Genomic DNA, 14,184 nt, shown 5'->3' with positions numbered 1-14,184 from the left:
AGACGGTGAGGGCAAAGGCGCTTGGTCAGCAAATTCCCCTAAGCCCTTTAATTAAATGAATTTTTTTCAAAAAGGATTTGACGACCTTCGGGGCTCTCTATACTATTCGTCGCACTTGTCGGGCACAGCCTAGCACTGGTTAAGAAGGTCAAGCGAAATCAAGGTTTTGCGAGACTGGAAAGCACTTAGTTTGTAGTCCTCCAAGGGTACAGCTAACAAGGCGCCCGTAGCTCAGCTGGATAGAGCATCCGCCTTCTAAGCGGATGGTCGCAGGTTCGAGTCCTGCCGGGTGCGCCATTAGGCTGCATTGGCACAAGTAGCGCGATATGGTGGGCGTAGCTCAGTTGGTAGAGCACAGGATTGTGACTCCTGTTGTCGTGGGTTCGATCCCCATCGTCCACCCCATATTTCGAAAGGCGCCAGATGTAAAAGTCTGGCGCCTTTGCTTTAAAAAGCTTCATCCGCGGATGTGGTGGAATTGGTAGACACACTGGATTTAGGTTCCAGCGCCGCGAGGCGTAAGAGTTCGAGTCTCTTCATCCGCACCAATCAAGGCTTCATTCATGCCGCAGGCCGGGTGAAGTTCTACAAAGAAGTTGTTTGGCTTCTTTGGCATGCAATATGGTGGGCGTAGCTCAGTTGGTAGAGCACAGGATTGTGACTCCTGTTGTCGTGGGTTCGATCCCCATCGTCCACCCCATATTCCGAAAGGCGCCAGATTTAACAGTCTGGCGCCTTTTTTGTTTCATGTTTTCGGATTTCGGCGACTGTGTGTGTCGGGTCGCAGGGCGGGGCGCTTCGTCGTATCCAGGTTGCTCGATGGTGCCGCGCTGCCCGCTGGCCTTGCTTGTGGGGTTGGCTGTCAGGGAGATGATTCAACCGCCTCTATATATAGAAGGGGTTGACGCAGAGCCCTGGCTTTATTGGCTGTATTTGCTAACGGGGCGAGGTGCAACCGTTTGTCCTCGTCCTCAAATTGCCTGCTGTTTTTTTACCCGTTTTCAGTAGGGTGACTTCTTGAGTTTGACCTACTAGAATGCTTGCCCTTGATTCTTGGGTCGGAAACGGCCGGCTAACGTCTGTGCAACGAGGAATATCCATGCAAGTTTCTGTTGAAAATACTACTGCTCTTGAGCGCCGCATGAGCATCACCGTGCCGGCTGAGCGCATCGAGACTCAGGTCAACAAGCGTCTGCAGCAGACTGCCCAGAAGGCCAAGATTGCTGGCTTCCGTCCAGGCAAAGTGCCAATGAGCGAAATCAAGCGCCGCTTCGGTGCTGATGCGCGCCAGGAAGCGATCGGCGACGTGATCCAGTCCTCCTTCTACGAAGCTGTGGTCGAGCAGAAGCTGAACCCGGCCGGTTCGCCATCGATCGAGCCAAAGTCGCTCGAAGCTGGCAAGGACCTGGAATACGTAGCCATATTCGAAGTGTTCCCTGAGTTCACCGTTGCCGGTTTCGAAGGCATCACCGTCGAGCGTCTGAGCGCTGAAGTGGCTGACGCCGATCTGGACAAGATGCTGGACATCCTGCGCAAGCAGAACACCCGTTTCGAAGTGGCTGAACGTGCTGCCCAGAACGAAGACCAACTGAACATCGATTTCGTTGGCAAGGTCGACGGCGAAGTGTTCGCTGGCGGTTCCGCCAAGGGCACTCAACTGGTGCTGGGCTCCGGTCGCATGATCCCTGGCTTCGAAGAAGGCCTGGTTGGCGCCAAGGCCGGTGAAGAGCGCGTTCTGAACCTGACCTTCCCAGAGGACTATCAGAACCTGGACCTGGCTGGCAAAACTGCCGAGTTCACCGTGACTGTCAACACCGTTTCCGAGCCAAAACTGCCTGAGCTGAACGAAGAATTCTTCGCCCAGTTCGGTATCAAGGAAAGCGGCATCGACGGTTTCCGCACCGAAGTTCGCAAGAACATGGAGCGTGAACTGCGTCAGGCGATCAAATCCAAGGTCAAGAATCAGGTCATGGACGGTCTGCTGGCCACCAACCCGATCGAAGTGCCGAAGGCTCTGCTGTCCAACGAAGTTGACCGTCTGCGCGTGCAGGCTGTTCAGCAGTTCGGCGGCAACATCAAGCCTGACCAACTGCCGGCCGAGCTGTTCGAAGAGCAAGCCAAGCGCCGCGTTGTGCTGGGTCTGATCGTGGCTGAAGTGGTCAAACAATTCGACCTGAAGCCAGACGAAGCCCGCGTTCGCGAAATGATTCAGGAAATGGCTTCGGCCTACCAGGAGCCTGAGCAAGTCGTGTCCTGGTACTACAAGAACGAGCAGCAACTGAACGAAGTCCGTTCGGTTGTGCTGGAAGAACAAGTTGTGGATACTGTTCTGCAGAAAGCTAGCGTGACCGACAAATCGGTCTCTTACGAAGAAGCGGTCAAGCCGGTAGAAGCTCCAAAAGCCGACTGATTGTTTCTGCGTTAGAAGCACACACCATAAGCCAGCCTTCGAGCTGGCTTATGCGTATTCAAGACATGACTATTTGGGAGTGACTGCAGAGCATGTTCCGTAATTCCTATATTCAGCAGAACTCTGATATCCAGGCCGCCGGCGGCCTGGTCCCGATGGTTGTCGAGCAATCTGCTCGTGGCGAGCGCGCCTATGACATCTACTCGCGTCTGCTCAAGGAGCGAGTGATCTTTCTGGTAGGTCCGGTAGAGGACTACATGGCCAACCTGATCTGTGCGCAATTGCTGTTCCTTGAAGCGGAAAACCCGGACAAGGACATCCATCTTTATATCAACTCCCCGGGCGGTTCGGTGACGGCTGGCATGTCGATCTACGACACCATGCAGTTCATCAAGCCAAACGTATCGACTACCTGCATCGGCCAGGCCTGCAGCATGGGCGCATTCCTGCTGACCGCAGGTGCTCCAGGCAAGCGTTACTGCCTGCCGAACTCGCGTGTGATGATTCACCAGCCACTGGGCGGTTTCCAGGGCCAGGCGTCGGATATCGAAATTCACGCCAAGGAAATCCTCTTCATCCGCGAGCGTCTCAATACGCTGATGGCCAAGCACAGCGGGCGTACACTCGAAGAAATCGAGCGTGACACCAACCGCGACAACTTCATGAGTGCCGAAGCAGCCAAGAACTACGGCCTGATCGACGAAGTGATCGAGCAGCGCCCAGCTTAAAACAAGCAGCTCAAAACAGGCCTGATCGGCTGGTCCGATCAGTGGCGGGCTTGAAAAAGCCCGCAATAGCCTTCATCTTGTGTTGCAAGCCTATCGGATTTGGATCGAACGAATGACTGACACCCGCAACGGCGAGGACAACGGCAAGCTGCTCTATTGCTCCTTCTGTGGCAAAAGCCAGCATGAAGTGCGCAAATTGATTGCCGGCCCCTCGGTCTTTATCTGCGACGAGTGCGTCGACCTGTGCAATGACATCATCCGTGAGGAGGTGCAGGAAGCACAGGCCGAAAGCAGCGCGCATAAATTGCCTTCGCCTAAAGAAATCAGCGGCATCCTTGACCAGTACGTCATTGGTCAGGAACGTGCTAAGAAGGTTCTCGCGGTAGCGGTATACAACCACTACAAGCGTCTGAACCAGCGTGACAAGAAAGCTGACGACGTCGAACTCGGCAAGAGCAACATCCTGCTGATCGGCCCGACAGGCTCCGGTAAAACCCTGCTGGCCGAAACCCTGGCCCGCCTGCTGAACGTTCCGTTCACCATTGCCGACGCAACCACCCTCACCGAGGCCGGTTACGTGGGCGAAGACGTCGAGAACATCATTCAGAAGCTGCTGCAGAAATGCGACTACGATGTGGAAAAGGCCCAGATGGGCATTGTCTACATCGATGAAATCGACAAGATTTCCCGCAAGTCCGACAACCCGTCGATCACCCGGGACGTTTCCGGTGAAGGCGTGCAGCAGGCCTTGCTCAAGTTGATCGAAGGCACGGTTGCTTCCGTTCCGCCGCAAGGTGGCCGCAAGCATCCCCAGCAGGAGTTCCTGCAGGTCGACACCCGTAACATCCTGTTCATCTGCGGCGGTGCGTTCTCCGGTCTTGAGAAGGTCATTCAGAACCGTTCCACCAAAGGTGGCATCGGTTTCAATGCAGAAGTACGCAGCAAGGAAGAAGGCAAGAAAGTCGGTGAGTCCCTGCGTGAAGTCGAGCCTGACGATTTGGTCAAATTCGGTCTGATCCCGGAATTTGTCGGTCGTCTGCCGGTCCTTGCGACGCTGGACGAGCTGGATGAGGCTGCGCTGATGCAGATTCTCACCGAGCCGAAAAATGCTCTGACCAAACAGTATGCCAAGCTGTTCGAGATGGAGGGCGTGGATCTGGAGTTCCGGTCCGACGCGCTGAAATCGGTCGCCAAACGTGCGCTGGAGCGTAAAACCGGTGCCCGTGGCCTGCGTTCGATTCTCGAAGGTGTGCTGCTCGATACGATGTATGAGATCCCGTCGCAGTCCGACGTGAGCAAAGTCGTGATCGATGAAAGCGTGATCGAAGGCAAGTCCAAGCCGCTGTATATCTACGAAAACAGTGAGCCGACGGCCAAGGCTGCACCGGACGCGTAAGCGTTCTGTGTGCCGAAATAAAGAAGGGGCCTTCGGGCCTCTTTTTTTTATGTCGTTTTTTACATCCGCTTTACGCTTGTTTTTTTTCAAGGCAGCCCCCATCTTGGTTTCAAGCTTAATTCCATCTGATTACGGCCATATGGCCGCCGTAGAGGCGAAATCATGAAGACAACCATCGAATTGCCTCTCCTGCCATTGCGTGATGTCGTGGTGTATCCGCACATGGTTATCCCGCTGTTCGTGGGGCGCGAGAAGTCCATCGAAGCCCTTGAGGCAGCGATGACGGGTGACAAGCAGATTCTGCTGCTGGCCCAGAAAAACCCGGCTGACGATGATCCTGGAGAGGATGCCCTCTATCGTGTAGGTACCATTGCCACGGTCTTGCAGCTGCTCAAGTTGCCCGATGGCACCGTGAAGGTTCTGGTCGAAGGCGAGCAGCGAGGCACCGTCGAACGCTTCAGCGAAGTCGATGGCCACTGCAGGGCCGAAGTGGCGCTGATCGATGAAGTCGATGCTGCCGAGCGCGAGTCCGAAGTGTTTGTGCGTACGCTGCTGTCGCAGTTCGAACAATATGTCCAGCTGGGCAAGAAAGTCCCGGCTGAAGTCCTGTCGTCGCTCAACAGCATCGATGAGCCGAGCCGCCTGGTGGATACCATGGCTGCACACATGGCGCTGAAGATCGAGCAGAAGCAGGAAATCCTCGAAATCATCGACCTGCCGGCCCGTGTTGAGCACGTCCTGGCCTTGCTGGATGCCGAAATCGATTTGCTGCAGGTTGAAAAACGCATCCGTGGTCGCGTCAAGAAGCAAATGGAGCGCAGTCAGCGCGAGTATTACCTGAATGAGCAGATGAAGGCCATTCAGAAGGAACTCGGTGACAGTGATGAAGGCCACAACGAAATCGAAGACCTGAAAAAGCGTATCGATGCTGCCGGTCTGCCGAAGGACGCCCTGGCCAAGGCCACCGCCGAGCTGAACAAGCTCAAGCAAATGTCGCCGATGTCCGCCGAAGCCACCGTTGTGCGTTCTTACATCGACTGGCTGGTCCAGGTACCGTGGAAGGCTCAGAGCAAGGTGCGTCTGGACCTGGCCCGCGCGGAAGGCATTCTCGACGCCGATCACTACGGTCTGGAGGAGGTCAAGGAGCGCATCCTTGAATACCTCGCCGTGCAGAAACGTGTGAAGAAGATTCGTGGACCGGTGTTGTGTCTGGTCGGTCCTCCGGGCGTGGGTAAAACTTCGCTGGCGGAGTCGATCGCCCATGCCACCAACCGTAAATTCGTGCGCATGGCCCTCGGTGGGGTGCGTGACGAAGCGGAAATTCGTGGTCACCGTCGTACCTACATCGGTTCGATGCCAGGAAGATTGATTCAAAAGATGACAAAAGTGGGCGTACGCAACCCGCTTTTCCTGCTCGACGAAATCGACAAGATGGGCAGTGACATGCGGGGTGATCCGGCGTCGGCGTTGCTGGAAGTGCTCGATCCGGAGCAGAACCACAACTTCAACGATCACTATCTGGAAGTCGACTACGACCTGTCGGACGTGATGTTCCTGTGCACCTCGAACTCGATGAACATTCCGCCGGCACTGCTGGACCGGATGGAGGTGATTCGTCTGCCGGGTTACACCGAGGACGAAAAAATCAACATCGCCGTCAAGTACCTGTCGCCAAAGCAGGTTGCAGCCAACGGTCTGAAGAAGGGCGAGCTGGAATTCGACGAAGAAGCGATCCGCGACATCATCCGTTACTACACTCGCGAAGCCGGTGTGCGTGGCCTCGAGCGGCAGATTGCCAAGGTCTGCCGCAAGGCGGTCAAGGAGCATGCCCTGGAAAAACGTTTCTCGGTGAAAGTGACAGCCGATTTGCTGGAACACTTCCTCGGTGTGCGTAAATTCCGTTACGGTCTGGCCGAACAGCAGGATCAGATCGGTCAGGTGACCGGCCTGGCCTGGACTCAGGTCGGCGGTGAATTGCTCACCATCGAAGCGGCCGTTGTGCCGGGCAAGGGGCAGTTGATCAAGACCGGTTCGCTGGGTGACGTAATGGTCGAATCGATCACTGCGGCCCAGACCGTAGTCCGCAGTCGTGCCAAGAGCCTGGGCATTCCTCTGGACTTCCACGAGAAGCGCGATACGCACATCCACATGCCGGAAGGCGCTACACCGAAAGATGGCCCGAGCGCCGGTGTAGGCATGTGTACTGCGCTGGTGTCGGCTTTGACGGGTATTCCTGTGCGTGCCGATGTGGCCATGACCGGCGAAATTACCCTGCGCGGTCAAGTTCTCGCCATTGGTGGTCTGAAGGAAAAACTCCTGGCCGCGCACCGTGGCGGAATCAAGGTCGTGATTATTCCGGAAGAGAACGTGCGTGATCTGAAGGAGATTCCTGACAATATCAAGCAGGATCTGCAGATCAAACCGGTTAAATGGATTGACGAGGTCCTGCAAATTGCGCTGCAATACGCGCCGGAGCCCTTGCCGGATGTGGCTCCGGAGATTGTCGCGAAGGATGAAAAACGCGAGTCCGATTCCAAGGAAAGAATTAGCACGCATTAATACGTATTTGGCTGGGGGGCTTGTTGACAGTTTTTTAGAGCCCTTGTTATAAAGCGGCTCTTAAGTGTCTGTAGGCCATTCAGCACTCGTTTTTGCTTTCACCAAAAAACTTAGAATCATACTCAAATAGATATAAGGGGACTTAGAGTGAACAAGTCGGAACTGATTGATGCTATCGCTGCATCCGCTGATATCCCGAAAGCTGCTGCTGGCCGTGCGCTGGACGCTGTAATCGAATCCGTCACTGGCGCTCTGAAGGCTGGCGACTCCGTAGTTCTGGTCGGTTTCGGTACTTTCTCGGTAACCGACCGTCCAGCCCGTACCGGCCGTAACCCACAGACCGGCAAGACGCTGGAAATTCCAGCGGCTAAAAAACCAGGTTTCAAAGCCGGTAAAGCCCTGAAAGAAGCCGTCAACTAAGTTTGATTCAGGTTTTTACCCATCCGGGTCGGGGTCAAGCCTGACCTGGCAGCGGAGCGGTAGAGCAGGCTGTCTGGAATGATTGTCCGCTACACCGGGATCGAGGGTTCGATCCCTGTCCGCTCCGCCAGTTACGAGAAGGCGCATCCTCGGATGCGCCTTTCTTCTATCCGGATTCTACCCACGCTCCACGGTTGCCCAATTTTTGAAGTTCAACCGTTTATGGGGGACGCATGCTGCAGAACATCAGGGACAATTCACAAGGCTGGATTGCCAAGACCATTATCGGGGTCATCGTCGTACTGATGGCCCTGACCGGTTTCGACGCCATTTTCAAGGCCGCCACTCACAAGAACGAGGCAGCCAAGGTCAATGGCGAAGAAATCAGCCAGAACGAGCTGAGCCAGGCCGTTGACATGCAACGCCGTCAGCTGATGCAACAGCTGGGCAAGGACTTCGACGCCTCTTTGCTTGACGAAAAGATGCTGCGCGAATCGGCACTCAAGGGGTTGATCGATCGCAAGCTGCTGCTGCAAGGCGCAGAACAATCGAAATTCGCTTTCTCGGACGCTGCTCTGGATCAAGTGATCCTGCAAACGCCTGAGTTTCAGGTCGATGGCAAGTTCAACTCCGACCGCTTTGACCAGGTGATCCGCCAGCTGGGCTACAGCCGGATGCAATTCCGCCAGATGCTGGCTCAGGAAATGCTGATCGGCCAGCTGCGCGCCGGTGTGGCCGGCAGCGGTTTCGTCACCGACGCCCAGGTTCTGGCCTTCGCCCGTCTGGAAAAGCAGACCCGTGATTTCGCTTCGTTGAACGTCAAGGCTGACGCGGCCGCCGTGAAGCTGACCGACGATGAGGTCAAGGCCTACTACGACGAGCACGCCAAGGAATTCATGACCCCGGATCAGGTGGTCATTGATTACCTCGAGCTGAAGAAGTCCTCGTTCTTCGATCAGGTCACCGTCAAGGACGAAGAGCTGCAGGCGGCGTATCAGAAAGAAATCGCCAATCTTTCGGAACAGCGTCGCGCGGCGCACATCCTGATCGAGGTGAACGACAAGACCACCGAGGCCCAGGCCAAGGCGAAGATCGAGGAGGTTCAGGCACGACTGGCCAAGGGCGAGAAATTCGAAGCGCTGGCCAAGGAGTTCTCGCAGGATCCGGGCTCGGCCAACAATGGCGGCGATCTCGGTTTTGCAGGTCCTGGCGTCTATGACCCGGCCTTCGAGAAAGCCCTGTACGCGCTTTCCAAGGATCAGGTATCCGGACCGGTTCGCACCGACTTCGGCTTCCACCTGATCAAGCTGCTGGGTGTCGAAGCGCCTGAAGTGCCGACGCTGGCCAGCCTGAAAGACAAATTGACCCGCGAGCTGAAGGCCCAGCAGGTCGAGCAGCGTTTCGTCGAGGCGACCAAGCAACTGGAAGACTCGTCGTTCGAGGCGTCTGACCTGGCACAACCGGCGCAGGACCTGAAACTGACCGTACACACTTCCAAGCCGTTCGGCCGTGAAGGTGGTGAAGGTGTTGCAGCCAACCGTGCGGTGGTCACTGCCGCATTCAGCAGCGAAGTGCTGGATGATGGTGCCAACAGCACCGCCATCGAGCTGGACCCGGAAACCGTGATCGTGCTGCGCGTGAAGGAACACCTCAAGCCTGCGCAACTGCCGCTGGATGCCGTGGCGACCGCCATTCGCACCCAGTTGGCCAAAGAACACGCCAGTGCGGCGGCCAAGACCAAGGCCGAGCAGTTGATCGCTGATCTGCGCGCCGGCAAGACGCCGCTCGACAAGGCCATCGACGGTCAGAGCTGGAAAGTCACCCAGGCGGCCACCCGCGCTCAGGAAGGTGTCGATCCTGCGGTGCTGCAAGCGTTGTTCCGCATGCCGAAGCCGGCAGCCAAGGACAAGCCGACTTTCAGCAGCGTGACACTGCCGGATGGCAGCCTGACCATCGTGCGTCTGAATGCGGTAAACGAAGCCGCTGCACCAACCGATGAAGAGAAAGCGCAATACCGCCGTTTTCTCGCTTCTCGTGAAGGCCAGCAGGACTTCGCCGCGTACCGCAAGCAGCTGGAAAGCGAAGCGGACATCAAGCGTTTCTGATGTCTGACTGAGCGGCAGAAAATGAGCCCCGGATGAAAATCCGGGGCTTTTTTCTGCGCGCTATTCGCTGCGCGCAAAGCCATGCTTGCGGGCATTTGCGGTCGTCCACAGAGTCAGTAGCAAGAGTCCGGTGACGATCCAGGGAAACGTCTGCACGCCTGGAACGTTGAGCAGCAGGCCGCCTGCCAGCCCGCCGGCAGCGATGCCCACGTTCCAGAGTGTCACCAGCATCGATTGTGCGGTGTCTGCCGCCTCTGCGGCGGCTTTCGCCGAGGCCGTCTGCAACAGTGAAGGCATCGCGCCAAACGCCAGCCCCCATACAGCCGTCGCGGCATAGACCACGCCAGGCTGTTCCTGCCACAAGGCCAGTGCAATCGCCGACAGCATGAACAGTGTCGCGCTGATCAGCACCAGTTGCCGCAACCAGCGATCGATCAGGCTGCCGACGATCCACAGGCTCAGTACCGAGGCGAGACCGAACACCAGTAACACCCGGTCAATTTCGCTGCCCAGACTGGACGGCTCCAGGAATGGCGCGATGTAGGTGTACAGAAGGTTATGCGCGATCACGTAGGACAGCGTCACGAACAGCACTGATCGCACGCCCGGCAAGATCAGGACCTGATGCAGCGGCAGTCGTTTGCCAGCCCGTTCGCCGGCAAAATCCGGCACTTGCCAGCGCACCCAGATCACCAGCAGAAGGGTCATGCCGGTCATGATCGCGAAGCTCAGGCGCCAGCCGACGGCGGTGCCCAGCAGCGTGCCCGCCGGTATGCCCAGCGACAGGGCGAGCGGCGCGCCGAGCATGGCCACGGTAATTGCGCGACCTTGCAGCCGGGGTTCGACCATCCGGCTCGCGTATCCGGCCAGCAACGCCCAGAGCAGCCCGGCGAATACGCCGGCCAGGAAACGTGCAGCCAGCGTCAACCAATAAACCTCCGACAGCGCGGTAATGCTGTTGGCGATAGCAAAGCCGCCAATGGCCGATAACAGCAGCGGTCGGCGACGCCAGCCTCGTGTGACGATGGTCAGCGGAATGGCCGCCAGTATCGAGCCGATGGCGTACAGGGTGACCAATTGCCCGATCAAGGCCTGGGAGACGCCGAGACTGGTGCTCATCTGTGGCAGCAGACCGGCAGGCATGGCTTCGGTCAACACGGTGATGAAACCGGCGGTAGCCAGTGCCAGCAACGCACCCAACGGCAACCGATCGTTACGCTCGGCGGGTCTGGCAAGGGAAGGAGAGGTGAGCAGTGTGTCGTTCATGAATCAGCATCCATGTGGCCGAGGGAGATGAAGGTCACAGGGTAGGGCGCTGCATATTCGGGAAAAACAGGTTAGGGTTCCGAACATCTCGGACAGGAATGTCGTGAATCAGGGAAAAAGAATGGACAGTCTGGGCAGCATTTCAGTTTTTGTGCAGGTGGCGGAAACCCGCAGTTTCACCGAAGCCGGCCGCTTGCAGGGGGTGTCCTCATCGGCGGTCGGCAAGAGCATTGCGCGGCTGGAGGCGCGACTGGGCGTGAGGTTGTTCCATCGCACCACCCGCAGTATCACACTGACCAGCGAAGGTGCGCTGTTCCTCGAGCGTTGCCGCAAGATTCTGGCGGAGGTCGAAGCGGCAGAGTTCGAGCTGTGCGACGCTGCGTCAGCGCCCCATGGCAGGCTGCGGGTCAGTCTGCCTCAGGTGCATGAACTGGTGATGCCGGTGATGAACGAGTTCATGGCCTTGTACCCACAGATCGAGCTGGACCTGGACCTGACCGATCGCATGGTCGATGTGGTCGAGGAAGGCTTCGACGCCGTGATTCGTACCGGAAAACCCCGGGATTCGCGGCTTATGGCGCGACCGCTGGGCGAATTTCATATGGTCCTGGTCGCGAGTCCGGCCTATCTGCAAACACGCGGCGTGCCGCAGACACCTGCGGATCTGGCGCAGCACGCCTGTTTGCGCCACACGTTTCACGCCACCGGCAAACTGGAGCCGTGGCCGCTGAAGCATGAGGAGGGTACTGGCGAGCCACGCTTGCCGACACGCCTGGTCAGTACGTCGATAGAAGCTGTGCAGCATACGGCGTTGGCAGGCATGGGAATCGCCTGCCTGCCGGACTTCATGATCCATGAAGCGCTCCGGCAGGGGCGTTTGCAGCGGGTGCTCGATCATCACATCGAGCACGTCGGACAGTTCTGGATCCTGTGGCCGTCCAGCCGTCATGCCACCGCGAAATTGCGGGTCTTCATCGATCACCTGTCAGCGCGACTTTTTCCTGTCGTCGACGGTCAATAGCGTTGTAACTGTTTTAAGACACTAATCGGTACGCCGCAGGGCCACGTTATGTTGCACAATACGCCCCGGACCGTTTTCCCTCAGGATGTTTAATGTTGAATTCTATTCCCGTGCGTTTTTTCGGGTTGGCGTTGTTGCTGACCGCCGCTGCCGGCTGCTCCAAGGACAAGCCCATCTACGAGCATGAGAACTTCGACGATTCCGGCACCTTTTCGCGCAATTACCCGGTCAACGATACCGCCAGTTGCGAAGCGGCGCGCCGTGCCTTGCTCAGTCAGGGTTACATCATCACCAGCAGCGACCCGAAACTGGTCAGCGGGCACAAGAGCTTCCAGCAGACCGGTGAAACCCACATGGAGATCAGCTTCAACGTGGTGTGTACCGATGACGGCAGTGCCGCACACCACGCGACGGTGTTCGCCAACGCCCTTCAGGACCGCTACGCGTTGAAGAAAACCAACAACTCGGCCAGCCTGGGGGTGGGTGTGCTGGGTTCGGTGTCGATGCCGATCGGTTCCTCAGACGACTCAATGGTCAAGGTGGCCAGCGAAACCGTGTCCTCGCAGAAGTTCTACGAGCGTTTCTTCTCGTTGGTCGAATTGTTCCTGCCAGCCGAAGCGAAGAAAGCCGCCCACATTACCGAGAAGCCGAAGACCGACCTCGGTGTGCCTGAAGCCAAGACGGCACCGGCAGCACTGGCGCCGACACCGGCGACTGAACCGGCACCTGCCGCCGCGCCTGCTGCGACTCCTGCCGCTGCAGAGCCGGTACCGGTCAGCTCCGAGCCGGTTGTTCCACCCGCCGAAGCCGCGCCGATCACGCCGGCACCGGGTTCGGAGCTGGTTCCAACACCGGGGCCGGCAACCGAAGTCATCACGCCACCGGCCAATCCAGCCGACCTGCCGCCACCTTCCGAGCCGATTCCGGCCATGCCGGCCTCCGGGCAGTGATCTTCACGCCATGGGTTCGGCTGCTGCCGGGCCCATGACATTTTCATCGGAAAATCCCGCGATAAATTCCTGACCGCCTGCTACGTTTGTTTCATGAAGGCCGTGTTTCATTTTTCCTTCATGCGGGCGCTTTATGCTCGGGGCACTGGTCGATTGTTCCAGGCCATTTTCAGGTTGACGGTCAGGGGGATTACGCGATGGATGACTATCAGGAAGAACTGCTCGAATTCCAGGCTTACGAGCTGGATTCACCGGAGCCTGCGGAAGACGCCACCGAGCTGTGAGGTTTCAGCCGGCCTTGCGGTGACTGCGGCGGAACTCGCCCGGCGTCTGCCCGTTCCAGCGCTTGAAGGCGCGCTGGAACGCTTCGGCCGAGGCAAAACCGAGCAGGTAGGCGATCTCGCCAAATGCCAGTTCGGTGTCGCGGATGTAGGTCATTGCCAGATCACGGCGAGTATCGTTGAGGATCGCGCGAAATTGCGTGCCTTCTTCGGCCAGTTTTCGCCGTAACGTCCAGGTGGGCAACTTCAGGCGTGCCGCCACTTCTTCCAGGTCCGGTTCGCGACCCCCATTGAGCAACGGCCCAAGCAACTGGGTGATGCGTTCACGCAGGCTGCGAGTGCGGGTCAATTGTTCCAGTTCCCGTTCACACAGTTGCAGCAGATGTTTCCAGGTGCTGGGGCAGTGTTGTGGATTGCGCCGGGCCAGGCTGGCCAGGTTCAGGCGCAATTGATTGTGTTCGGCGCCGAACTGGATCGGGCATTCGCCCAGCACGGCGTAGGCGTCACGGTAATCCGGTGTCTCGAATTCGATTTCGATGCGTTCTGCACGCAGCGGTTCGAGGCTGACGCTGGATAACTGCTGCAGCCAGCCGGCGATGATCGAATCCACCACAAAGCGGTTGTAGGCGTTGTACGGGCTGATCGAATAGAAACGCAGCCAGGCGCCGTTCGCATCCTCATGGAAACTCGACTGGCCGCGATAATTGGAGCCATACAACGGTTCGAAGCGCGTCAGGCAACGAGCGGCTTCGCGTACGGTCGGGGCTTGCGCCGCCGTGACACCGGCCAGCCCGGCTTGGCTCAGACGACCGAGTTGGCCCATGCGCAAACCGAGGGCCGGATCGCCGGTCAGCTGGATTGCGCCATGGCCCAGGCGCATGTAGCGCGGGATCGACAAGCGTGCTCCGGCCTCGGCCAGTCGAGCGGTGTCGAGTCCGTATTGCTCAAGCAGAGGCTGCGGATCGACGCCATGGCTGTGCACGGCATCGGCCAGGCTGTGGACGAAGCCCACTGACAGATCCCCGAGGCGCATCGGCAGCGGCTTCAT

The 14,184-nt window shown here is 58.0% G+C and carries 10 protein-coding genes and 4 tRNA genes; 12 read left to right on the top strand and 2 right to left on the bottom strand.

Annotation, left to right across the window (positions count from 1 at the left end; all coding sequences use genetic code 11):
* Positions 1-220 precede the first annotated feature (220 nt).
* The 10 genes from ACK6BI_RS14075 to ACK6BI_RS14030 all read left to right on the top strand — a co-directional run bounded on the left by ACK6BI_RS14075 (position 221) and on the right by ACK6BI_RS14030 (position 9,618).
* A tRNA-Arg gene (locus ACK6BI_RS14075) sits at positions 221-297 on the top strand.
* A gap of 32 nt (positions 298-329) precedes the next feature.
* A tRNA-His gene (locus ACK6BI_RS14070) sits at positions 330-405 on the top strand.
* Positions 406-463: 58 nt separating this feature from the next.
* Positions 464-548: transfer RNA gene (locus ACK6BI_RS14065), tRNA-Leu, on the top strand.
* A 76-nt stretch (positions 549-624) separates the two neighbouring features.
* A tRNA-His gene (locus ACK6BI_RS14060) sits at positions 625-700 on the top strand.
* Positions 701-1,099: 399 nt separating this feature from the next.
* Entirely contained in the window at positions 1,100-2,410 is a 1,311-nt protein-coding gene (tig, locus tag ACK6BI_RS14055; RefSeq protein WP_409317545.1) for a trigger factor, read from the top strand.
* 92 nt (positions 2,411-2,502) lie between these two features.
* Positions 2,503-3,138 carry an ATP-dependent Clp endopeptidase proteolytic subunit ClpP gene (gene clpP / locus ACK6BI_RS14050; RefSeq protein ID WP_065261734.1) on the top strand — a complete coding sequence of 212 codons (636 nt, stop codon included), beginning with the start codon at positions 2,503-2,505 and terminating at the stop codon, positions 3,136-3,138.
* A 112-nt stretch (positions 3,139-3,250) separates the two neighbouring features.
* Positions 3,251-4,534: an ATP-dependent Clp protease ATP-binding subunit ClpX gene (gene clpX, locus ACK6BI_RS14045; protein ID WP_065261733.1), complete on the top strand. Its 1,284-nt coding sequence runs from the start codon at positions 3,251-3,253 to the stop codon at positions 4,532-4,534.
* A gap of 162 nt (positions 4,535-4,696) precedes the next feature.
* Positions 4,697-7,093, top strand: coding sequence for an endopeptidase La (gene lon / locus ACK6BI_RS14040; protein ID WP_409317544.1), 2,397 nt, complete (start codon positions 4,697-4,699; stop codon positions 7,091-7,093).
* Positions 7,094-7,240: 147 nt separating this feature from the next.
* Positions 7,241-7,513, top strand: coding sequence for an HU family DNA-binding protein (locus ACK6BI_RS14035; RefSeq protein WP_003183171.1), 273 nt, complete (start codon positions 7,241-7,243; stop codon positions 7,511-7,513).
* A 233-nt stretch (positions 7,514-7,746) separates the two neighbouring features.
* Positions 7,747-9,618 (top strand): SurA N-terminal domain-containing protein, encoded by a 1,872-nt coding sequence (locus tag ACK6BI_RS14030; RefSeq protein ID WP_409317543.1) that lies wholly within the window; start codon positions 7,747-7,749, stop codon positions 9,616-9,618.
* Positions 9,619-9,678: 60 nt separating this feature from the next.
* Here ACK6BI_RS14030 and ACK6BI_RS14025 read toward each other — a convergent pair whose 3' ends face one another.
* On the bottom strand, positions 9,679-10,884 hold the full coding sequence (locus ACK6BI_RS14025) for an MFS transporter (protein WP_409317542.1): 1,206 nt from the start codon (positions 10,882-10,884) through the stop codon (positions 9,679-9,681).
* Positions 10,885-11,005: 121 nt separating this feature from the next.
* Between ACK6BI_RS14025 and ACK6BI_RS14020 the strand changes: the two genes are divergently transcribed.
* Both ACK6BI_RS14020 and ACK6BI_RS14015 read left to right on the top strand, forming a co-directional pair.
* On the top strand, positions 11,006-11,905 hold the full coding sequence (locus tag ACK6BI_RS14020) for a LysR family transcriptional regulator (protein ID WP_409317541.1): 900 nt from the start codon (positions 11,006-11,008) through the stop codon (positions 11,903-11,905).
* 92 nt (positions 11,906-11,997) lie between these two features.
* Positions 11,998-12,855, top strand: coding sequence for a DUF2242 domain-containing protein (locus ACK6BI_RS14015; RefSeq protein ID WP_409317540.1), 858 nt, complete (start codon positions 11,998-12,000; stop codon positions 12,853-12,855).
* Positions 12,856-13,143: 288 nt separating this feature from the next.
* Here the strand turns inward: ACK6BI_RS14015 and ACK6BI_RS14010 are convergent, their stop codons facing one another.
* The gene (locus tag ACK6BI_RS14010; protein WP_409317539.1) at positions 13,144-14,184 is read right to left on the bottom strand and encodes an AraC family transcriptional regulator; all 1,041 of its coding nucleotides are present in this window, start codon (positions 14,182-14,184) and stop codon (positions 13,144-13,146) included.

The sequence above is a fragment of the Pseudomonas sp. KCJK9016 genome (genome assembly GCF_046231795.1).
Taxonomy (GTDB): Bacteria; Pseudomonadota; Gammaproteobacteria; order Pseudomonadales; family Pseudomonadaceae; genus Aquipseudomonas; species Aquipseudomonas bananamidigenes.
The sequence above is the reverse complement of the archived record's forward strand: the minus strand, read 5'-3'. Positions and strand labels throughout refer to the sequence as shown.

Coding starts and splice junctions, on each gene's coding strand:
- tig (WP_409317545.1), top strand. CDS start 1,100: ATGCAAGTTTCTGTTGAAAATACTACTGCTCTTGAGCGCCGCATGAGC.
- clpP (WP_065261734.1), top strand. CDS start 2,503: ATGTTCCGTAATTCCTATATTCAGCAGAACTCTGATATCCAGGCCGCC.
- clpX (WP_065261733.1), top strand. CDS start 3,251: ATGACTGACACCCGCAACGGCGAGGACAACGGCAAGCTGCTCTATTGC.
- lon (WP_409317544.1), top strand. CDS start 4,697: ATGAAGACAACCATCGAATTGCCTCTCCTGCCATTGCGTGATGTCGTG.
- ACK6BI_RS14030 (WP_409317543.1), top strand. CDS start 7,747: ATGCTGCAGAACATCAGGGACAATTCACAAGGCTGGATTGCCAAGACC.
- ACK6BI_RS14025 (WP_409317542.1), bottom strand. CDS start 10,884: ATGAACGACACACTGCTCACCTCTCCTTCCCTTGCCAGACCCGCCGAG.
- ACK6BI_RS14020 (WP_409317541.1), top strand. CDS start 11,006: ATGGACAGTCTGGGCAGCATTTCAGTTTTTGTGCAGGTGGCGGAAACC.
- ACK6BI_RS14015 (WP_409317540.1), top strand. CDS start 11,998: ATGTTGAATTCTATTCCCGTGCGTTTTTTCGGGTTGGCGTTGTTGCTG.
- ACK6BI_RS14010 (WP_409317539.1), bottom strand. CDS start 14,184: ATGAAGCCGCTGCCGATGCGCCTCGGGGATCTGTCAGTGGGCTTCGTC.